Raw genomic sequence first — 20,926 nt, 5'->3', positions numbered from 1 at the left:
CTGCTGACGCGACTGGATTGACCATGCTGGGGCTGTATGCGCTATTTGCTGCTGATTTTGTTGAGCTGGCTGCCGCTGTCGGCGAGTGCAGTCGAGTTTGATGAGTCCACTCAGAGCCTGCCTCTGGGTCGGGTCATGCAGGTGTTCGAAGACGCGGGCGGCCAGGCCGATATCGCGCAGGTTGCCTCGGCCGCCATGGCCGCGCGGTTTCATTCCCATGACAAAGCCTCGCTCAATGCCGGCTACTCGCTGTCGGCGTTCTGGCTGAAGCTCGACCTGGCCTACAGGCCCAAGGATCCCAACGTCCGGCGCATCTGGTTGCTGGAGTTGGCCTATCCGCCGATGAAACACATCGAACTCTATGTACCGGACGCCAATGGCGGCTACCGCCTGGCCCAGCGTAGCGGTAACGAATTGCCATTCGCCAGTCGTCCGATCAAGCAGAACAACTATCTGTTCGAGCTGGATTTCGCCCCCAACGAAAGCAAGACCGTCTATCTGCGACTGCAAACCGAAGGTTCGATGCAGGCGCCGCTGACACTCTGGTCGATGCAGGCCTACCTTGAAGACCAGCCGCTGCGCCTGTATGTCCTGGGGCTGATCTATGGCGTGCTGCTGGGGATGCTGGTCTACAACCTGTTTATCTATCTCAGCGTGCGCGACACCAGTTACCTCTACTACATCTTCTACATCGCCTCGTTCGGCTGCTACCAACTGTCGGTCAACGGCGCCGCGACGGAGTATTTCTGGCCGAACAATCCCTGGTGGGCCAGTGCCTCGACGCCTTTCTTTATCGGCCTGGCAGGCTTCTTCGGTTGCCAGTTCACCCGCAGCTTCCTGCTGACGGCCGCCCACAGTCGCTGGCTGGACCGGTTGTTGCTGCTGTTGATGGTCTATAGCACAGTGGTTACCGCGCTGTCGTTGATGACCGGCTATGCCCTGGCCCTGCGCCTGGCGACCGTCCTGGCCCTGGCGTTCACCGTGACTATTTTTGTCGCCGGGATCAGTGCCTGGTATTGCGGGTTGCGGGTGGCGCGCTATTTCATCATTGCCTGGTCGGCGTTTCTGCTCGGTGGCTTGGTCAATACCCTGATGGTGCTGGGCTACCTGCCGAACGTGTTCCTGACCATGTACGCCAGCCAGATCGGCTCGGCCCTGGAAGTCGGGTTGTTGTCCCTGGCCCTGGCCGACCGGATCAATACCATGCGCGAGCAGCAGGCGCAGACCTTGCTCGAGTCCGGGCAGAAGCTGGAAGGGCTGAACCGCGAGCTGGCCAACAGTAACCGTCTCAAGGACGAGTTCCTGGCCACCGTCACCCATGAGCTGCGCACGCCGATGAATGGTGTGATCGGCTCCCTGGAGTTGATGCAGACCCTGGAACTGGAGTCGGAGCTTGCGCAATACCAGCAGACAGCGGCCGGTTCCGCCCGGGACATGATGCGCATGGTCAATGGCATCCTCAGCCTGACCGAGCTGCAGGCCGGCCGACTCAAGGTCTGCGCCCAGTCATTCGGTCTGCGCCGCTTGCTCGAGGGCTTGCAGGAACAGTTCGCCGGACGCGTCCAGGGCAAGGGGCTGCATTTCGCCATTGAAGTGGCTGACGACGTGCCGGACAGTCTGTATGGCGACTCGCAGAAGATCGCCCAGTGCCTGGAGTGCCTGGTGGACAACGCCATCAAGTTCACCCGTGAAGGCGGGTTGGTGTTGCGGGTGCAGGGCAAACCGGTCGCGGAGGAGCAATGGGCCCTGTCGTTTGCAGTGATCGACAGCGGTATCGGTTTTGTCGACCTGGATGAAGCCACGCTCTATCAGCGTTTCTTCCAGCTCGACGGTTCGATGACCCGTGAGTATGGCGGCCTGGGGATTGGCCTGGCGATTTGTCGGCAGTTGATCGACCTGCTGGGTGGCCGGCTCACTCATCAGTCGGAGCCTGGCATGGGCAGCCGCTTCCAGCTTGAGGTGGTGGTCAAGGCGCTGATCCCGCGGACGGTGCGCCCGGCTGCGCTGGCGGTGGCGCGGCATCCCAGTGAGTGCACCCTGTTGCTGGTAGACGACAATAGTGTCAGCCAGTTGGTGGTGCGCGGCATGTTGCTCAAGCTGGGCTATCGGGTGTTCACGGCGAGTGATGCCCGGGCCGCGCTCGACGTCCTGCATGGGCAGGTCGTGGATGGCCTGTTGCTCGATTGCCCGGCGCAACCGGCGGACGCGGTGTTGCTCTGTCGGCAGTTGCGGGCGCTGCCCGGCGGTGCCGAGTGGTTGATCCTGGCGCTGGTCAGTTCGACCGACGCCAGGGAGCGCGAGCGTTGCCTGGCGGCCGGGGTCACGGACACCTTGGCCAAGCCGGTGCGTTTCGACGAATTGAAGCACCTGCTGGCTCTGCGTCTGTTGACGCCGATAGAGGGTGAAAGCGCCGGTATTTAGGCGCTTATGTCGCTTTTTTTGCTGCGACACGCGTGATTCACTGGGTTCCCTGGCCTTTCTCTGCGAAGCCACTTCTCAAAGGAGCCCGACATGAACCTCCATCAATACGCTGAAACCCACGAGGTCACCAACCAGCCGCCGTCGCTGGACGGGACCAATCTCTATCGCATCGACCTACCGCTGCAGGAGTGGGCGCGGCGTTTCGGTGCCGGTTGGGCCGAGTCGCGTATCGAGGCCTATGGTGCACTGGCCGGCGGGCCGCTGATGGAGGCGGGGTTTCTCGCCAACCAGAACAAGCCGGTGTTTGTCAGCCATGACCGGTACGGCCATCGCCAGGACCTGGTGGAGTTTCACCCGGCTTATCACGAACTGATGCGCACGGCCGTCGAACATGGCCTGCCATCGTTGCCCTGGACCGATCCGCAGGACGGTGCCCACGTCGCTCGCGCCGCCATGACCTACTTGCACAGCCAGGCCGAAGCCGGCACCGGTTGCCCATTGACCATGACCTTCGCCTGTGTGCCGACCCTGCGCCTGCAGTCGGATATCGCTGATCAATGGCTGCCGAGCATCCTCAGTAGCCACTACGATCCGCGCAATATCGGCATCGCCCATAAAACCGGGGCGACCATCGGCATGGCCATGACCGAGAAGCAGGGCGGTACCGATGTGCGCGCCAACACCACCCGGGCTTATCCCGTCGGTGCTGGTGGCCCGGGGCAGCCTTATGAACTGGTGGGGCACAAATGGTTCTGCTCGGCGCCGATGTGCGACGCCTTCCTGACTCTGGCCCAGACCGACAAGGGCCTGACCTGTTTCCTGTTGCCGCGGCACCGCCCGGATGACAGCCGCAACCAGTTCTATATCCAGCGCCTGAAAAACAAGCTGGGCAACTGTTCCAACGCGTCGAGCGAAGTGGAGTTCCGTGGCGCCCTGGCCTGGATGATCGGCGAGGAGGGGCGTGGTGTGCCGACCATTATCGAGATGGTGGCGATGACCCGTTTCGATTGCATGGTCGGTTCCAGTGCCTTGATGCGCCAGGCACTGACCCAGGCCAGCCATCATTGTGCTCATCGGTTGGTCGGCGGTCGCCTGCTCAGCGAGCAACCGTTGATGCAGAACGTGCTCGCCGACCTGGCGCTGGAGAGCGAGGCGGCGCTGGCTCTGAGCCTGCGCATGGGGCGGGCGCTGGATCGCCTGGGGGACGAACATGAGGCGAAATTCGCCCGCTTGGTCACGGCCGTGGGTAAATACTGGATCTGCAAACGGGCCCCGGCGATGATCAACGAGGCGGCTGAATGCATGGGCGGTGCTGGCTATGTCGAGGACAGCATCCTGCCGCGGCTGTACCGCGAAGCACCGGTCAACTCGACCTGGGAAGGTTCGGGAAATGTGCAATGCCTGGATGTGTTGCGTTCGCTGTCCAAGGAGCCGGGCGTGCTGGAAGTGCTGTTCAGCGAGTTGGGCGACGGCCACGGCGACAAGCGCCTGGCCCGGCATATCGAGCAGTTGAAACGGGCGTTCAGCGACACCGACGATATCCAGTACCGCGCCCGCCAACTGACCGAGGATATCGCCTTGGCATTGCAGGCCAAGTTGCTGCTGGAGGCGGGCAATGCCGAGGTCAGCGACGGTTTTATCGCCAGTCGGCTGGAAACGGGAGGGCGGGTCTACGGCACCTTGCCTCGTGGGGTGAAGGTCGAGGCCATTGTCGCCCGCTCGACCCCGCAGGGTTTCTGAAAGGGGCACCCGGATATCTGAGCATCTGCACGGATAGGGTGGCGAGCGGGCTTGCCCGCGCTGGGTTGCGAAGCAACCCCAAAACCTCCAGCCACGCAGTGTCAGGTATATCGCGGTGGCGGCTTAGACGGCTTCGCCGTCGAGCGCGGGCAAGCCCTCTCGCCACAAGGTTGTGGCAGCGAGCGATAAGCCACTGTTCCCGTCCGCCGCGGTTGCAGGCAAGATGAAGGCCTGCAACATCAGAAGACAGGATGCTCTCCGTGACCGAAGCTTTTATTGTCGTGCAATCCCCCGAACAAGCCGTGGACCGTCTGGCCGAACTCCACGAGCGCGCCACCCGATCCCTGAGCCAGGCGCTCAAGCGCTACCTCAAGGACCGCGTCGAGCCCGACGCCGAGCAACGTGCCCTGTTCCGCTACCCCGAATTGCGCCTGACCTACACCTATCAGGGTGAAGTCCCCGCCACCACCCGGGCCTACGCCAAGGTCCAGTTGCCGGGCACCTACAGCGTCACCGTCACGCACCCGGCGGCGTTCCGCAAATACCTGCTGGAGCAACTGGTGCCGCTGATGCGCGACTTCACCGTCACGGTGGAAGTGGGCGTCAGTGAACAGAACATTCCCTACCCCTACGTGGTCGAGCAGGGCGATGAACTGGCCGGCTCCGGCGTCACCGCCTCGGCCCTGGCGCGGGTCTTCCCCAGCACCGACCTGTCGGCCGCCACCGATGACATCGCCGACGGCCTGCACGATTGGGAAAACACCTCGCCCTTGCCCCTGGCCCTGTTCGACGCCGCCCGGGTGGATTTCTCCCTGCGCCGCCTGGTGCACTACACCGGCAGCGACTGGCGCCATGTGCAGCCGTGGATCCTGCTGACCAACTACCATCGCTATGTCGACCAGTTCATCCTTCATGGCCTGCAACAACTGCGTGACGACCCGCGTTTCGTGCGCATGGTGCTGCCGGGCAACGTGATCATCGACCAGAGCATGGACTACGGCGAGGCCCAGGCCGTGGCGGCCGGGGTGGTCTGGCACCGTTACCAGATGCCGGCCTACCACCTGCAGGCCGCCGATGGCCATGGCGTGACCCTGGTGAATATCGGCGTCGGCCCGTCCAACGCGAAGAACATCACCGATCACCTGGCGGTGCTGCGTCCGCATTGCTGGCTGATGATCGGCCACTGCGGCGGCCTGCGCCAATCCCAGACCATCGGCGATTATGTGCTGGCCCACGCCTATATGCGCCGCGACGGGATTCTCGACCGCGTGGTGCCGCCGAATATCCCGATCCCGGCCCTGGCCGAAGTACAGATGGCCTTGCAGCAGGCGGCGGCGAATGTCACCGGCGAACGGGGCGACGACCTGAAGAAGCGTCTGCGCACCGGCACCGTGTTGACCTACGATGATCGCAACTGGGAACTGCGTTGGGCCCAGGAGCGGCCGTTGATCAACCTGTCTCGCGCCGTGGCCGTGGACATGGAAAGCGGCACCATCGCCGCCCAGGGGTATCGCCTGCGGGTGCCTTACGGCACGTTGCTCTGCGTCTCGGACAAGCCGTTGCACAGTGAAATCAAGCTGCCGGGTTCGGCGAACGCGTTTTATGAGCGGGCGGTCAGCCAGCACTTGAAGATCGGCATTGCGGCGGTGGACCTGCTGCGTACCGAACTGCATTCGCTGCACTCGCGCAAGCTGCGCAGCTTTGACGAGCCGCCGTTCCGTTAAGGGCGTTGATTTTTAGCGGTCTTTAGGGCCTCTTCGCGGGCAAGCTCCGCTCCCACGGGTTTTGCGTCGATCACAGGTCTTGTGTACGACACGAAACCCGTGGGAGCGGAGCTTGCCCGCGAAGCTTTTGACGGCCTTGAGAGTGCCATCGCCCGCGAGTCAATGGACGCGCTTCTGGAAATAACCGCTGACACGCCCTAGCATGGCGGCTCCCGATCCTCAGATGTCCTCTTTGCCATGTCTCGTCCACCCCGTCCCGTCGCGCGTCGTTCGGCCGCGAAAACTCCCGTTGCGCCGCGTCGGGTGGCCAAGGCCGCGCCGGCCGAGCCTAAGCTGATCCTGTTCAACAAACCCTTCGATGTGCTGACGCAGTTCAGCGATGGCGAGGGGCGCGCGACGCTCAAGGATTTTATCGATGTGGCGGGCGTCTATCCCGCCGGGCGGCTGGACCGTGACAGCGAAGGCCTGTTGTTGCTGACCAACGATGGCCAGCTCCAGGCGCGCATCGCCGACCCTAAACACAAATTGGCGAAAACCTATTGGGTGCAGGTCGAAGGTGTGCCGAGCGCCGAGCAGATCGAACAGTTGCAAAAGGGTGTGCAATTGAACGACGGCATGACCTTGCCCGCCCAGGCGCGGCAGATCGATGAGCCCGTGCTTTGGCCGCGCAACCCACCGGTGCGCTTTCGTCAGAGCATTCCCACTGCCTGGTTGGAACTGATCATTCGCGAGGGGCGTAACCGCCAGGTCCGGCGCATGACGGCGGCGGTGGGCTTGCCGACCTTGCGCCTGGTGCGCGTGCGCATTGGCGACTGGACCCTGGACGGACTGGATCAAGGCCAGTGGCGGGAAGTACCGGCTCGCCTGTAGTCGAGCCTGTGTCGCTTAGAGCGATCCCGACTCGATCAGCCCGATCACCACGCTCTTGACCACGAACGCGAAGATGCCGAGGCCCAGCACGAAGAACAGGATAAAGGTGCCGAAGCGACCGGCCTTGGACTTTTTCGCCAGGTCCCAGACGATAAAACCCATGAAAATAATCAGGATGCTGACCAGGCCGGTCATCATCCACTCTTCGAAAACGGCAGGATCCATCGAAACCTCTTCAGCGCGGGCGGGGTGAAAAAAACGCCCGATTATACGCCATGGACGGACGTGCATCTGATCTCGGGCAATAAAGCGATCCCGCTATCGACCGAGAACTTGTAGGAGCCGAGCTTGCTCGCGAAGAGGCCCCTGAGTCTTGCACCGCCCATGCGAACGCCTTCGCTGGCAAGCCAAGCTCCTACCGGTAATCGCGGTGATCGGGTGATTCGGTCAAGCAATCGGCGATCAACTGCGCAAATGGGTCAACGGCAATTCCGTGCTGTTGAGCACCTGGTTCAGCACAAAACTGGAGCGCACGCTGGTCACCCCTTCAATGCGCGTCAGGTGTCCCAGCAGCAGTTTCTGGTAGTGGTCCATGTCCGGCACCACCACCTTCAACTGATAGTCGGCATCCATCCCCGTCACCAGGCTACACTCCAACACCTGCGGCAAGCTGCGGATCGCCGTCTCGAAATTTTCGAAACGTTCCGGTGTGTGCCGGTCCATGCCGATCAGTACGTAGGCGGTCAAGCTCAAACCGAGCTTCTTGCGGTCGAGCAGGGCGACCTGACGGGCAATATAACCATCGTCCTCCAACTGCTTGACTCGCCGCGAACAGGGCGACGGCGACAGGCCGATACGTTCGGCCAGTTCCTGGTTGGAGATGCGGGCGTCGCGCTGCAATTCCGCCAGAATGCTCAGGTCGTATCGGTCGAGTTTGCTCATCGTCAGGGCCTTTCTGATAACTATTGCGGCAAATTATCTATCTGAAGTTAAAAATTGCGCAAGTCATGTTTATTCAAGCAATGTTAGCAATCTTGTGTCGTCGCCCCGGGCCTATGCTTATCACCAGAATCACTGCCCGGACAAGTGTCCTGTCTCGCAAGCACGTTCACATTCGAGACAGACACCCCAGTCCAATGCGTCCCGTCGAATCAGGCGGGTCGCGGTCGATAATCCCACAGGGTTGTCCGGCCACCGGGCTACACACTGTCCAGAAGACGGTGTGAGGTGAGCCGGCGTCAAAAGCGTCGAGCACGGACGAAGTTCTCAAGGGGAGGCCGACGGGTCTCCCTTTTTTAATGGGCGTAAAAATAAGTTGCGTGACTGGTAGAGTGTCATAGAACCGGAATCCGCTTTCCCAGTCTTATGGTTAAGCCCTGAACCGCAGTGAGGAATTGAATGAAATCGCGCATCTGGCGTCTGGCAGGTGTTGGCTTGCTCTGTATGAGTGTCGGTGCGCAGGCGCTGGCTGAAAACCAGGGTGAAGAGAATCAGCAACATGGGGGTGAACATCGCCCCGAAGGGCGTCCGGGAGGCAATGAGGCGCATCCGCAAAATAATCAGCCTCGGCCCCCGGCCCCGGCCCCGGCCCCACGGCCAGCGGCGCCTGAAGTCCGGCCGCAGGCCCCGGCACCGCGGCCAGCGGCACCCGAAATCCGGCCGCAGGCCCCCGCCCCGCGTCCACCCGCGCCTGAAATTCGTCCCCAGGTACGTCCGGAAAACAACCCGCATTTCGAGCGGCACGATCAGAACCCTGCTGGACAATGGCAAGGCCGCCCGCCACAGAACGACCCCAATCAGAGTCGTCCGGCACCGCAGCCCCAGAACAACCTGCCGATCCAGGCCCACCCCGATAGCGTGCGCCAGACCCAGGAACCGCTGCGCGGCAACTATTCCGATATTCCCCGGCGCAACGGCTACAACCCGAACGGGCAAGCTGGGAACAACAACTGGCGTCCCGACAACAACAATCGTCCCGGCGGTAACTTCGAGCACCGCGACGATCGTCGCTGGCCGGGGCGTCCGGAAGGCCATGGCAACGGTTGGGGCCCCGGCCCGCAATATCGCCCTGGCTACGTAGTCGACCGCTTTCCCGACCGCAACTGGCGTGTGCCTTATCGTGGCCAGGACTATTTCTTCTCCGGCGGTTACTGGTATCGCCCGCAGGGACCGCGTTACATAGTCGTTGCCCCGCCACGGGGGATTCGCATCAGCTACCTGCCCGATTATGCGCGGGAAGTCTGGATTGGCGGTTCGCTGTTCTTCCTCGCGGCTGGCGCCTATTACCTCTATCAGGAAGATACCCAGGACTACGTGGTGGTCGATCCACCGGCCGCCGCGCCGCAGGTGGCGCCGGAGCCGCAAGGCAATGGCTACGACGTGGTGGCGTATCCGGCCAACGGCCAGAGCCCACAGCAGGTCCAGCAAGATGGCGAGGATTGCTATCGCTGGGCCGTGCAGCAAAGTGGCTTCGACCCGGCCAACGTGACCTACGCGCCGGCACCGGCGGTGGTCCAGGCTTACCGTCAGGCCCAGGGCAATTGCCTGAGCAGTCGCGGTTACCAGGTCAACTACTGAGCCGTCAGCGCGGCTCCAGCACTTCCCGCGGGTCGGCGTGCACCAGCACCTCGGCCTGCGGGTAGGCGGTATGGATGGCATCGGCGGCCTGGTCGCTCAGGCCGTGGGCCACCGACAAGGTCAGTTCCCCCGGCAGTTCCAGATGCAACTGCACGAACCAGCGGTTGCCGGAAATCCGCGTGCGCAGGTCATGGGCGCCCAGCACGCCGGGCACGCCGCAGGCCAGCTCCAGCATGTGCTGGCTGATGTTCGGCGACAGTTCCTCATCCATCAGCACCGCGAAGCTTTCCCGGCCGATCTGCAGCGCACTCCACAGGATATAGACCGAAATCCCCAGGCCGAACCAGGCATCCACCTGCGGCCAGCCGAGCCCGGCGAGCACCAGCGCCAGCAGGATGCTGCCGTTGAGCAGCATGTCCGAGCGATAGTGCAGGGAGTCGGCGCGCACGGCGGTGGAGCCGGTCTGGCGCACCACGTTGTGCTGCAACAGTAACAAGGCGGCAGTCAGCACCAGGGACAGTACGATCACCCCGATGCTGATCCAGGGTGCGCCGAGCGGCACCGGGCTTTTCAGCCGCTCGAACGCCTGGATGCCGATCAGCATCGCACTCACGGCAATGAACAGCGCCTGGGCCATGCCCGCCAGGGATTCGGCCTTGCCGTGTCCGTAGCGATGGTCGTTATCGGCCGGGCGCAAGGCGTAGTGCACCGCCAGCAGGTTGAGAAAGGAGGCCACGCCGTCGAGCAACGAGTCGGTCAACCCGGCGAGCATGCTCACCGAGTCGCTCAGCCACCAGGCGATGGCCTTGGTTACGATCAGGGTGCAGGCCACCGCCATCGAGGCCCGGGTAGCCAGGCGCAACAGGCGGGCGTGTTCAGGACTGCTGGTCATGACCGCGGTGTTCCTTTTCCAGTGTCCCCGGGCTCAGGCCGCGGGGTGCAGGTTGTACATCGCCAGCTGTTGCAGATTGCCTTTTTGCTGGATCAGGCGCGGGTCGTTCAGCGGCAGGGTCTGGCCCAACTCGCTCTTGAGAATCGCCTGCAACTTGAGGTTGTCGACCTGGCCATCGGCGCTGATGGCTTGGTGGAGTTTTTCCGGGGCGATCTGCGCGGTCTTGCCCTGGGGCAGGTAGATGGCACCGGTGGCGAAGTCGACGCCGAATGCGATCAGACCCGGGATGACGAAGAACAGGATGCCGATGGCATCGAGACCGGCGACCAGCGGGTCGATCCGACCTTCGATCTGGCCACGGCGGTCCGGGAAGAAAATCGAGCCGCAAGCGCTCAGTTGGGTCAGCAGGGTAGCGGTCAGCAAGGTGCCGATGATGCGGGAAGCAATACGCATGGGTATCTCCTGAAGGAAACGTGAAGCCAGTGAAGGCCGCGTCTGGATCAGTTGTTAAGACCGCGATTAAGACCGGGCAGTTCGCCGTTATACTCGGCTCTCTGTTTTGGAGCCACCATGAATTCGTTGCCGATTGATGAAGTATTGCCGGCTTTGCGCCAGGCGTTGGCTGAACGCCACGAAGCGGTGCTGGAAGCACCGCCCGGTGCCGGCAAAACCACTCGGGTGCCGCTGGCGCTGCTGAACGAGCCATGGCTGGCCGGGCAAACCATCCTGATGCTCGAACCCCGTCGTCTCGCGGCCCGGGCGGCGGCCGAACGGCTGGCCAGCGAACTGGGGGAAAAGGTCGGGGAAACCGTTGGCTATCGCATCCGCCTGGAAAGCCGGGTCGGCCCGAAGACGCGCATCGAAGTGGTCACCGAAGGCATTCTCTCCCGACGCCTGAATGACGATCCGGCCCTCGAGGGCGTTGGCCTGGTGATTTTCGACGAATTCCACGTTTTGCCGATTGCACAAAAAACATCATTTTCTTGTCAAAAACTCCCATCCTTCCCTTCACAGCCTTTGGGCTGAATCACCTCTCCACAGAGCCCGTCGTATACTGCCTCCCTGATTTGGGAGCCTCGATGATTTCTCTACCTATTGACCTCGTATTGCCAGACCTGCGAGAGGCCCTGGCTAACCGCAACGAAGTGATCCTTGAAGCGCCACCTGGTGCGGGTAAGACCACTCGGGTGCCCCTGGCGCTGCTGAATGAGCCTTGGCTTGGTGACCAGAAGATCCTGATGCTCGAACCTCGCCGACTGGCTGCTCGGGCGGCTGCTGAGCGTTTGGCGAGTGAGCTGGGTGAGAAGGTTGGTGAAACCGTTGGCTACCGCATTCGCCTTGAAAGCAAGGTAGGCCCGCGAACCCAGATCGAAGTGGTCACCGAAGGTATCCTGGCTCGCCGGCTGCAAGATGATCCTGCGCTGGATGGTGTGGGTGTGGTCATCTTCGATGAGTACCACCTTCGAAACCTTGACTCTGACCTTGCACTGGCTCTGTGCCTGAGTGGCCGCGAACTGCTGTGTGATGAGTCCCCGCTGAAGCTGCTCCTGATGTCCGCAACACTGGAAGGCGCTCGTCTTTCAAAGGTGCTGAATAATGCGCCTGTGGTCACCAGCGAAGGGCGGATGTATCCGGTCTCGACTGTTTGGGGTAGCCAATATCAGCCAGGCGAGCGTATAGATGCGCGGGTCACAGACACCTGCCTGGCAGCCATCAACGAGCAGCCAGGAAGCATCTTAGTTTTCCTTCCTGGCCAGGCAGAGATTCGGTGGGTTGCTGAGTCTCTAAAGGAGCAACTGTGCAACCGTCCTGATGTGATCGTATGCCCGTTATACGGTGACCTTGATCTCAACGCTCAGCGTGCTGCGATTGACCCGGCACCTAGCGGCTCCCGAAAGATCGTATTGGCCACGAACATCGCTGAGACCAGTCTGACCATCGAAGGCGTCAGGGTGGTGGTGGACAGTGGCCTTGAGCGAGTGCCGAAGTTCGATCCTCGCAGTGGTATGACCCGACTCGACACGCAGCGTATCTCGAAGGCCAGCGCTACCCAGCGTGCAGGACGGGCAGGGCGATTGGAGCCAGGCGTTTGCTATCGCCTGTGGTCGGAGTCGCAGCATGAGCAAATGGCCGGCTACAGCACCCCAGAGATCTTGCAGGCAGATCTCGCAGCCCTGGCACTCCAGTTGGCCCGGTGGGGAATGAAGCCAGAGGAAATGATCTGGCTCGACCAACCTCCAGTAGCTCCCTTCGCCCAAGCCAGAGACCTGCTGAAGCGCCTGGGTGCACTCGATGATTCTGGTCAGCTCACATTACACGGATCGGCTATGAGTGAGCTCCCTGCGCATCCACGGATCGCTCACATGCTCATCAAATGCAACGCGATGGGCCTGGATGACCTGGGGTGTAACATCGCGGCGCTGCTGGGCGAGAAGGACATCCTACGTGGAGCAGGTGCCGACCTTCACACCAGGCTGAGTGCCTTGTCAGGCGAGCAACATTCACGTCGAAGCGGTGGCTCCTTCCAGCGGGTGAAGCAGTCTGCTCGGCAGTACCGATCTCTCCTGCGAGGGAAGGCCTCCAGCCCCGTTAGCGAGCTCGATCACCCGAGATGGGTGGGATGCCTACTAGCGTTCGCATACCCTGACCGGATCGGCCTCCAGAGGCGTGCAAGTACATCTGAGTATCGCCTCTCCAACGGGCGGGCTGCAGTGTTCTCAGAACCTGATGCTCTCACCAAGCACGAGTGGCTGGTGGTGGCCGACCTGGGTAGCCGGCAAGGCCAGCGTGAGGAGCGGATCTACTTGGCGAGTGACCTCGATCCGAACCTGTTCGATGACGAGTTGGCTGACCTTGTAAGGTCTGTCGATGAAGTCGACTGGGACGAGAGGGAAGGGGTGCTCAAGGCTGAGCGGCAGCTGAAGGTTGGGCAGCTGATACTGTCCACAGCTCCTCTGCCAAGTCTGGATGAGCAGGCACGCTCACTCGCTTTGGTCAACCTCGTGAGGCGCAAGGGTATCGAACTCCTACCTTGGAACCCTGAGCTGCGGCAGTGGCAAGCGCGGGTCGATCTGCTGCGTCAGCTGGATATCCAGGGTGGCCAGGCAGAGAGCATGTGGCCCGATCTCAGCGATGCCAACCTCCTCGATACGCTCGAAGAGTGGCTCACGCCGTACCTGGGCAAAGTCGCCAGGCTCAGCCATTTCAGCCAGCTGGATCTGTCGTCGATAGTAAGAAACCTCCTGCCTTGGCCGCTTCCACAGGAGCTGGAGGCCCATGCGCCTCAGGCGATCCAGGTGCCGTCCGGCTCGAACATCCGTATTGACTACTCGCAACATCCCCCCATTCTCGCTGTGCGGCTGCAGGAGCTGTTTGGCCTGGCAGAAACCCCACGCATAGCTCAAGGTAAGCAGCCGCTGATTCTGCACCTCCTGTCGCCGGCCCGCAGGCCTGTGCAAGTCACCCAGGATCTCGCGAACTTCTGGCGCAGCACCTATGCGGAGGTGAAGAAGGATCTCAAGGGTAGATACCCAAAACACTATTGGCCCGAAGATCCATTGGTTGCTGAAGCTACGGCCAGAGCCAAGCCTAGAAAGCAATGATCAGTTAGTTGCCGCCCCCAGGAATGGCATTCACTGGGGGCTATATATACGCTTCACCCAATGCCCATTCTCCGGGGAAGTGCCAGCTCTTCTGGCGCTTCCCCTCAGGACGCACCTTGGGTGTCAATCGACATCGCTTGTCGACGGGCCAGCACCAGATTCGCCAAACCAAACAGCGAAAATAATTGCACCTCGTTCTTGGCCAAGCCCCGGTAACGCGCCTTGCGATGCTTGAACAGATTCTTGATCACATGAAACGGATGCTCGACCTTGGCCCGAAGACTGGCCTTGGCCTTTTCCAGCAGGTTCATACACTCTCCGATCTCATCGTCCGGCAAGGCTTTGCGCTGACCTCGCTTCATCGCCACCTTCCAGTCCACGTTCAGGCCGCTTTGTTCTTTACGTCGCTCGACGCCCTGATAACCCGTGTCGCCGAACGCTATCGTTTCCTCGCCGTGCAGCAAGGCATGCGCCTGAGTCGCGTCGGCCACATTCGCCGCCGTCGCCAGCACGGTGTGCACCAGACCCGAGTCGGCATCGACACCGATATGCGCCTTCATGCCGAAGTACCACTGATTGCCTTTTTTCGTCTGGTGCATCTGCGGATCTCGGGCTTTTTCCCGGTTTTTGGTTGACGGCGCCGCCGCGATCAGCGTGGCATCGACAATCGTTCCTTCACGCATCAACAGGCCCTTGGCGGCCAGATGCCCGTTGATGGTGTCGAAAATTTTGCGGGTCAGCGCGTGGGTTTCGAGCAGGCGACGAAACTTCAGCAAGGTGGTGGCATCCGGAGCAGCCTCGCGTCCCAGATCAATGCCAACGAAGCGGCGGATCGACTGGCTGTCGTAGATCGCGTCTTCGATCCCTTCATCGGACAGGCCGAAACATTGCTGGGCCACATACATGCGCAACATCCGCTCCAGGCCCACAGGTGGACGGCCCGGCCCCTTGCCCTTGGGGTAGAAGGGTTCCAGCTCTGTGATCAGCGCCTGCCACGGGGTCACGGCGTCGATTTCGGCCAGAAAACGGTCGCGCCGTGTCAGCTTCTTCTTGGCGGTGTATTCCAGGTCGGAAAAGCTCGATTGCATGACAGGCAGGCTCATGGGGGTATCGGGGGACGTGATTATCTCAAGTCAGGCGCTGTGGTGGAACTGCTTGGGGAGCGGGCTGGAATAAATCAGCGTTTCCTTAGGGGTTCAAGAGGTACTCTTGGAGACGTCCTATATAGGGGTTTCTAGCTTTCTCAAGCCTGTACCCATCACTCAGCGCACCCTGAAAAAGCTTGAACGCAGATCCAACCTAGATGTGCTTGCCTGCTTAATATGGTTGCTACGTGACGCATCAGAAAGAAGCAAAATAGCCCTGGCCAAAAAAATTGCGCGTTCCCTTTATAATGTTTTACTGCTTCTCTGTATTGAGCTGCATGAGAGAAGGGTTGCCGTTCCACTGTTACGAATTTTAATACGAGATATTTTTCCTCTGGGTCTTGAGCAATACCATCGCATGTGGATGATTGATAAAGATTTTATTCATGCATCTGCCTTCCTTAACCTGTTAGCTTACCGAGGCAGTCAAAAGACAGCCTCCCTAGACTGGCCCCGGCGTGTAAAGATAATGTGTCGCCTGTTGGATGGCAAGATGGGGCTTGATGTCATGTATGCGATGGCTCCGCAGTTTTCACTTACCCTAGAAGACCAATCAATTCCAGTGATAGTTATCAAGGAACACGAGCGCAATATCCGTTTACGTGAGTGGGGATGGGATTGTATTTTGAGTGGCCAGCGAGAAGAGTTTCCGCCAGACGAGCTTTGGTAGACTATGGCGATGAGTGTCCTGGCAGGCGATACGTATTCGTTGCTTGTTCATGCGCTGAAGCTGTAATAAGCTTTGCTGGTGGAGCGCGTATGCCGGTGAAGCCCTTCAGGTGAGTGCCCATGCCGCCAGGCAATTCGTGCCTGGTCTTGCCGAAAGCCTCAGGGTGGCGAGATAAGATCGATTGCTGATCGAAGAGGCCCGGCCTTTTTTTTTCTGTGCACATGAATCGACAATGACTGAAAACGAGGCCGCAAATGCGGCCTCTTTTTTATGGCATCACTCGTGCGATTGTCCATGACCAGAATTTTCGGTTCTTGCATCTTTCTCACCGTCGCATGCGTTCATCAGGCTCAGGAAAGCTGTACTCATCATGGCAGCATTGGTGACATAGTTGAGGTGCCAGAAGCTGCCGGTGCGTCGCCGATAGGCGTTACGAGTTTGATCCTCGCTCGGGAGCTGAAGCTGCGTGGCGTCCGATTTCTACCGCCATTTAAGGTCATTTCAAATAACACGGGCAACACGTCAAAGGATGAGTGGAGCGGCATGGTGAGTTTGAGAAGGGGTGTTCTGCGTAATGCCGTTGCGTGTAGTGCATTTTTTGTTAGCATTGGTCAATGTTTGGCTTTCGAATCAGGACCGATTGATCCATTGCGACAGTTGGGTGTCGTACCCACAACGCCTGCCAACCGGATGTTTGATCCGTCGGTCGCAACGGATGCTTGTGCGGAGGGCGCAAAGACAGAGCTGACCTTGCCCGATATCGTCGCCAGTGCCTTGTGCCGCAATCCGAAAACCCGAGAGGCGTGGGCTACTGTAAAGGCGCAAGCTGCGCAAGTCGGTGTCTCCAAGGCCGCCTATCTGCCGACGTTAGCCAGCACCACGGAAGTGGCGAAAGACCATACTTCCAGCTATGGCACTTCAGGTAATCCGTTCCATGTCCAGTCCAACAGCAACTACCAAAATGCTGCCCTGAAACTGACATGGGTGCTCTACGATTTTGGTGCCAGATCGGCGAACGTCGATTATGCGCAAAGCCTGCTGGCTTCTGCTCTGGCCGGGCAGGACAGTGCATTGCAGACGGTCTTTGCCAACACGGTCAAAGACTACTACGCTGCGTTCGTCGCGCAAAAAAACAGGCAGGCGACGCAAGACATCCAGGCGGATGCAAAGCGTGTCCTGGACGCGGCGGCAATGCGGGTGCAGCGTGGCGTGGCTTCGCTCAGTGATCAGTTGCAGGCACAAACGTCGTATTCGCAGGCCACCTTCAACCGCAACAAAGCGGAAGGTGATTGGCTATCCGCGCTGGGCCTGATGGCTATCGACATGGGGCGGCGCCCGAACGCTCCCCTACATTTGGTCGACGCAGATAAGGTCATGTTGCCCGAGGCGTCCTTTGTGCAGTCCGTCGATCAGTTACTGCAAACGGCTGAAGAGCGTCATCCTTCGTTGATTGCGGCCCGGGCAGAGCTGGCGGCGGCCCAGGCCCACGAAGAAGTCATTCGAGCACAAGGGCGGCCAACGATCAGTTTTGTTGGCAAATACAGCTACAGCAATCAACCGCAAAGTTCCGGTGCTGGTCAGCAGTATTTTGGTGAGACCAACCGGGACCGTTCGATTGGGATAGAGCTCAGCATCCCGATTTTCGAGGGCTTTACCCGTACCTATCAGGTTCGTGGCGCCCAGGCACAAGTCGAAGGCAAGGAAGCCAGCTTGAGCGATACCGAGCTGCAAGTGGCGTCCAGTGTCTGGAGCAATTATCAGACGTTGAAGGTCGACACCGAAAATGTACGCACCGGTCAGGAAATTCTCGACAGCGCCAATCAGGCGTTCGATGCGGCACAAGCGCGCTATGCAAAAGGGGTAGCAGGCATACTGGAATTGATTACGACCCAGACGGCCTTAGCCAATGCACGGCAACAGCAGATTGCCGCGTTGGCCGGGTGGCAGAATGCACGGATTCAACTGGCGTCGAGCCTGGGGAGCCTGGACCTGCAGAGCTTAAATTAAGCTTCCTTGAGATACAGAGAAAGGCCTGCAGAAACTCAGGCCTTTCTTGTTGATGCCGATACGAACACCGAATGTAAGCAATGGGGTGGACGCTCCCACTGATAATCGTATCGTTGTGCCAGGGTGTGCAGTGTTGCTATCCACTTGTGCAAAGGGGCAATCAGCCATGGAAATCGAAACCGTTGGTATCGGCTTGGCCCAAAACGTATTCCAAGGTAAGTGTCCGGGTAAAACACTTGTCACACTCAATAGCTTATGGCAACGACGTCAGATACGGACTTTGCTCGGGGTGGCAGTTCGCAGCTTGCGGACGTGATGATTTCGATGACCGCCCTCCTTGGAAAAGACAGTTCGAAACCAGTATCGAGTGACCAGGTAGCTGGTTGTCAAAATGCAAGATACTCTATGTGATCACCACATTAAGGGCTGTACATGGAAATCACGATTCATCGGAAGAAAGGTCTTCTTGACAACTCCTACGGCCGGTGCATCCCGCTGGAAATTTTCTTTGATGGTGCGGTTGTAGGACGCTTGGCAACTGGTGAAACCTTAGCCCTGAGCCTTCCGGACGTTTCCGGGACATTGCAAGTCGGTCTTCTTGATCCCAGAAATTCGCCTTACATTGGAAACAAGTCTCATGAAGTCTTGTCGACCAGTAATACGCTGCGTATTTCCCCTAGGCAAGCCGTTCAGGCTTTTTCAGTAAGGACTCGAGGATGGGTTTTTTTTGATGTGCTTGATTTGGTGTATTTGGCATCACTTAGCCGCTGGGTGCTCGCGCTCGAGATAGACCTGACTTAGAGCCTGTAAGTTTGAAACGCTGGAGGGCTCATGTATATAGGGCGAGTAACGCCCGGGAAACGGCGAAAGACGTAAAAATCGCGTTGGAGTCGGCGCAGAAGGCCTGAGATCAGGTCACTTGAAGGATGCGCCAAATCTAAGTGCTTGGAAAAAGCATCGAGCCTGGTATGTTCGGGCCATTGGAGTTGAATTTTTCAACGGTCTGCGAGCATTCGCAATAACTGCAAATGCGCGGGCAGACATATCGTCTGTAGGTCGTAGTGATTCACAATGGTTTGACGTGCATTGTGCCGCAGCGAGGCGAACGCTCGTGGCTCCTTTAGCACATCGATCACGCGATCCGCGATCTGCTCAGGCGAAAAGAAGTCAACCAGTAAGCCGTTCTCTCCATGGCGTACTACCTCCTCGACGGGCTGGGTTTTCGAACCGACGATCACACAACCTGCCGACATCGCTTCCAGCATCGACCATGACAATACAAACGGATAGGTCAGATACACGTGTACGCAGGACACTTGCAAAATTTTAAGAAAGACCGAATACGGTACTTTGCCGAGAAAATGCACTCGATTAAGATCAAGGCTGTCGCCTAACTCGCTCAATAGCGCCTGCTTATACGTGCGTCCTCCCGGCAAGCGCGCGCCATAACTGATCTCATCACCGCCAACAATTAACACGCGTGCATTCGGGCGCTGACTCAGGATCGTGGGTAAGCTGCGCATCAACTGCGGAAAGCCGCGATACGGTTCCAAATTGCGTCCGACATACGTAACGATCTCGTCTCCACACGCGATATCGATGTCGGTATTCGGAATCCTTAAGTGTGCGGTGGCATCGGGCGTCACGGCACGCGTATCGACGCCGTCGTGCATGACATGTAGCAGTGACTGATAGCGCTTTGGGTACAGCGACTTCTGCCACTCGGTCGGACACTGCCCTAGATCGACGGCATCGAGCCCCATCAAGTTACCGAGATTTTTAGTGCGCAGACGTGGCCCGCTGTCGAACGGCGGCGATACCGCGGGGTCGAAATCCACGTCAGCACCGCGTAAGTGATAAAAAAATTCAAAATAGCCGAGCAAGGGTGCTTGCGGATAAACCTCCTTCAAGTACCAGATTTCGCCCCAGCCATTGTGCCCCAGCATTACGTCCGGTACGAAGCCGGATTGCTTCAAATCAAGCGCGACGCGCACAACCGCCTGCGCATTCAATATGCCGGCCTCGGCATCCACTAAATAGTGATGCAGGTTCGGTGTGACCCTGCGACTCGGTTGATACCTGATGGTTTTGAGCCGGGGCAAGGTCGCGGCTTTGCGCTGTGTGATAAACACGACTTCATGGCTGGGGTCAGCGCTCAGAAAGCGTGCAAGATGCAGGTATTGACCGGGGAAATTCTGATGGACGAACAGGATTTTCATGGCGGAGGCAGCTGATCCTTCAGAGCATAAAATCATTTTTAAGTGTTAAAAGAATTTCTAAAATATACGACTGAGATGCTTGTCAATCAAAAAAATGTATCGTAGTGTGCTGGTTTGAAGGCAATATGCTAGCACGCCTCTGGCGTATTTGGCCTAAGGCGCTGAACAAAATGATTACCGACGACGTTAAGGTGGCATTCTAAGCTCGGCGAGGTGTCGTTGTTGGTGTCGAGATTGAATGCATTGAAAAATAGCTTTTGTTGTTGATCTTAAGGTGTAATGCATGAGTTAGGAGTCATAACGCTGGGGGGTATTTTGTGTGTGGCAGCGACTCGTCTCGTAATTTTAAAGAGGTTGTGCGAGGGCTAATAAGTTGCATTTAGGTTGATGGGTATGCGGTTTGATAATTCATGCGAGTGTTTATCGCTGCGAGGGACGCGCTATGGGTTTGTTGGAAATTGGTATTATGATGGCAGTGATGAGTGCAGGCTCCGCGCTTGGGCCGGCGATACTAATTCTGACAAAAGAAGAGAAAGCTCCATATAAGGAGTGGGGGCTTCGCACGAGGCCTCCAGCCTTATCTAATCTTAGTAGTGGACAATTTCCGCTTGTATGCATGACGAGCTACTTATTGCGACTGCTTTTTTTGTGTCGCGTGCGTTGTTATTTCTATTTGTTTTGAGTAATTAGGGGGCATGACAGTGGAAGGTGTTACCTCATTCATGCAAGTGTTTGCAGGGGTGATTATATGAGAATCGATTTTGCTCCTGTCGCTTTAGCTTTCCTCGGCGTGGCGAATATGTGGCAAAATATAGGTGGCTTATATATTTTAAGGCGATATTAATTCTATGTGAGGCTGCTTTTGCGATTTGTGTATTAGTAGGGGCGTTTGCTATAGGTTGGTTGTCGGAGTTGTAAGTGCTTGCTTTGAAGAGTTCATGATGGCCAGGGGGGCGAATGATTATTCTGGATGTGATTTTTGGTATTATTTTGTATAGGATAGGCCTCTGGTTTTTGAAGCTTATTACTAGAGGGCGATTTAAAGGTGAGGGACGTTAT

At 58.7% G+C, this 20,926-nt stretch carries 15 protein-coding genes and 1 pseudogene; 10 read left to right on the top strand and 6 right to left on the bottom strand.

Annotation, left to right across the window (positions count from 1 at the left end):
* Positions 1-36: 36 nt before the first annotated feature.
* The 4 genes from PFEN_RS07920 (at position 37) to PFEN_RS07905 (ending at position 6,755) form a co-directional block, all read left to right on the top strand.
* On the top strand, positions 37-2,421 hold the full coding sequence (locus tag PFEN_RS07920; protein WP_191486316.1) for a hybrid sensor histidine kinase/response regulator: 2,385 nt from the start codon (positions 37-39) through the stop codon (positions 2,419-2,421).
* Between the two features lie 90 nt (positions 2,422-2,511).
* Positions 2,512-4,161 (top strand): acyl-CoA dehydrogenase family protein, encoded by a 1,650-nt coding sequence (locus tag PFEN_RS07915; RefSeq protein WP_191486315.1) that lies wholly within the window; start codon positions 2,512-2,514, stop codon positions 4,159-4,161.
* Positions 4,162-4,412: 251 nt separating this feature from the next.
* Positions 4,413-5,885, top strand: a complete 1,473-nt coding sequence (gene amn / locus PFEN_RS07910; RefSeq protein ID WP_191486314.1) for an AMP nucleosidase — start codon at positions 4,413-4,415, stop codon at positions 5,883-5,885.
* A gap of 303 nt (positions 5,886-6,188) precedes the next feature.
* Positions 6,189-6,755: a pseudouridine synthase gene (locus PFEN_RS07905; RefSeq protein WP_191486431.1), complete on the top strand. Its 567-nt coding sequence runs from the start codon at positions 6,189-6,191 to the stop codon at positions 6,753-6,755.
* Between the two features lie 15 nt (positions 6,756-6,770).
* On the opposite strand, the gene PFEN_RS07900 is transcribed toward PFEN_RS07905, so the two are convergent.
* Positions 6,771-6,980, bottom strand: coding sequence for a DUF2788 domain-containing protein (locus PFEN_RS07900; protein ID WP_191486313.1), 210 nt, complete (start codon positions 6,978-6,980; stop codon positions 6,771-6,773).
* A 237-nt stretch (positions 6,981-7,217) separates the two neighbouring features.
* Positions 7,218-7,697, bottom strand: a complete 480-nt coding sequence (locus tag PFEN_RS07895) for an Lrp/AsnC family transcriptional regulator (RefSeq protein WP_191486312.1) — start codon at positions 7,695-7,697, stop codon at positions 7,218-7,220.
* 456 nt (positions 7,698-8,153) lie between these two features.
* Between PFEN_RS07895 and PFEN_RS07890 the strand changes: the two genes are divergently transcribed.
* Positions 8,154-9,332: a DUF6515 family protein gene (locus tag PFEN_RS07890; protein ID WP_191486311.1), complete on the top strand. Its 1,179-nt coding sequence runs from the start codon at positions 8,154-8,156 to the stop codon at positions 9,330-9,332.
* A 4-nt stretch (positions 9,333-9,336) separates the two neighbouring features.
* Here the strand turns inward: PFEN_RS07890 and PFEN_RS07885 are convergent, their stop codons facing one another.
* Positions 9,337-10,224, bottom strand: a complete 888-nt coding sequence (locus PFEN_RS07885) for a cation diffusion facilitator family transporter (protein ID WP_191486310.1) — start codon at positions 10,222-10,224, stop codon at positions 9,337-9,339.
* Between the two features lie 33 nt (positions 10,225-10,257).
* The gene (locus PFEN_RS07880; RefSeq protein ID WP_191486309.1) at positions 10,258-10,677 is read right to left on the bottom strand and encodes a polyribonucleotide nucleotidyltransferase; all 420 of its coding nucleotides are present in this window, start codon (positions 10,675-10,677) and stop codon (positions 10,258-10,260) included.
* 117 nt (positions 10,678-10,794) lie between these two features.
* On the opposite strand from PFEN_RS07880, the pseudogene PFEN_RS07875 reads away from it, so the two are divergent.
* A pseudogene (locus PFEN_RS07875) lies at positions 10,795-11,175 on the top strand (DEAD/DEAH box helicase); the annotation flags it as partial.
* A 128-nt stretch (positions 11,176-11,303) separates the two neighbouring features.
* A complete protein-coding gene (gene hrpB, locus PFEN_RS07870) occupies positions 11,304-13,826 on the top strand; it encodes an ATP-dependent helicase HrpB (RefSeq protein ID WP_191486307.1) in 2,523 nt (840 codons plus the stop codon).
* 104 nt (positions 13,827-13,930) lie between these two features.
* Here hrpB and PFEN_RS07865 read toward each other — a convergent pair whose 3' ends face one another.
* Positions 13,931-14,914 (bottom strand): IS5 family transposase, encoded by a 984-nt coding sequence (locus PFEN_RS07865; RefSeq protein WP_191486430.1) that lies wholly within the window; start codon positions 14,912-14,914, stop codon positions 13,931-13,933.
* A 121-nt stretch (positions 14,915-15,035) separates the two neighbouring features.
* On the opposite strand from PFEN_RS07865, the gene PFEN_RS07860 reads away from it, so the two are divergent.
* The 3 genes from PFEN_RS07860 (at position 15,036) to PFEN_RS07850 (ending at position 18,449) form a co-directional block, all read left to right on the top strand.
* Positions 15,036-15,641: a hypothetical protein gene (locus PFEN_RS07860; protein WP_191486306.1), complete on the top strand. Its 606-nt coding sequence runs from the start codon at positions 15,036-15,038 to the stop codon at positions 15,639-15,641.
* A gap of 294 nt (positions 15,642-15,935) precedes the next feature.
* Positions 15,936-17,648 (top strand): TolC family protein, encoded by a 1,713-nt coding sequence (locus tag PFEN_RS07855; RefSeq protein ID WP_191486305.1) that lies wholly within the window; start codon positions 15,936-15,938, stop codon positions 17,646-17,648.
* Between the two features lie 432 nt (positions 17,649-18,080).
* A complete protein-coding gene (locus PFEN_RS07850; RefSeq protein WP_191486304.1) occupies positions 18,081-18,449 on the top strand; it encodes a hypothetical protein in 369 nt (122 codons plus the stop codon).
* A gap of 194 nt (positions 18,450-18,643) precedes the next feature.
* On the opposite strand, the gene PFEN_RS07845 is transcribed toward PFEN_RS07850, so the two are convergent.
* A complete protein-coding gene (locus PFEN_RS07845) occupies positions 18,644-19,867 on the bottom strand; it encodes a glycosyltransferase family 4 protein (RefSeq protein ID WP_191486303.1) in 1,224 nt (407 codons plus the stop codon).
* Between the last annotated feature and the right edge of the window lie 1,059 nt (positions 19,868-20,926).

Source organism: Pseudomonas sp. FEN, assembly GCF_904067045.1.
GTDB lineage: Bacteria > Pseudomonadota > Gammaproteobacteria > Pseudomonadales > Pseudomonadaceae > Aquipseudomonas.
Note: the sequence above shows the minus strand (reverse complement) of the source record. Positions and strands in the feature narration are given on the sequence as shown.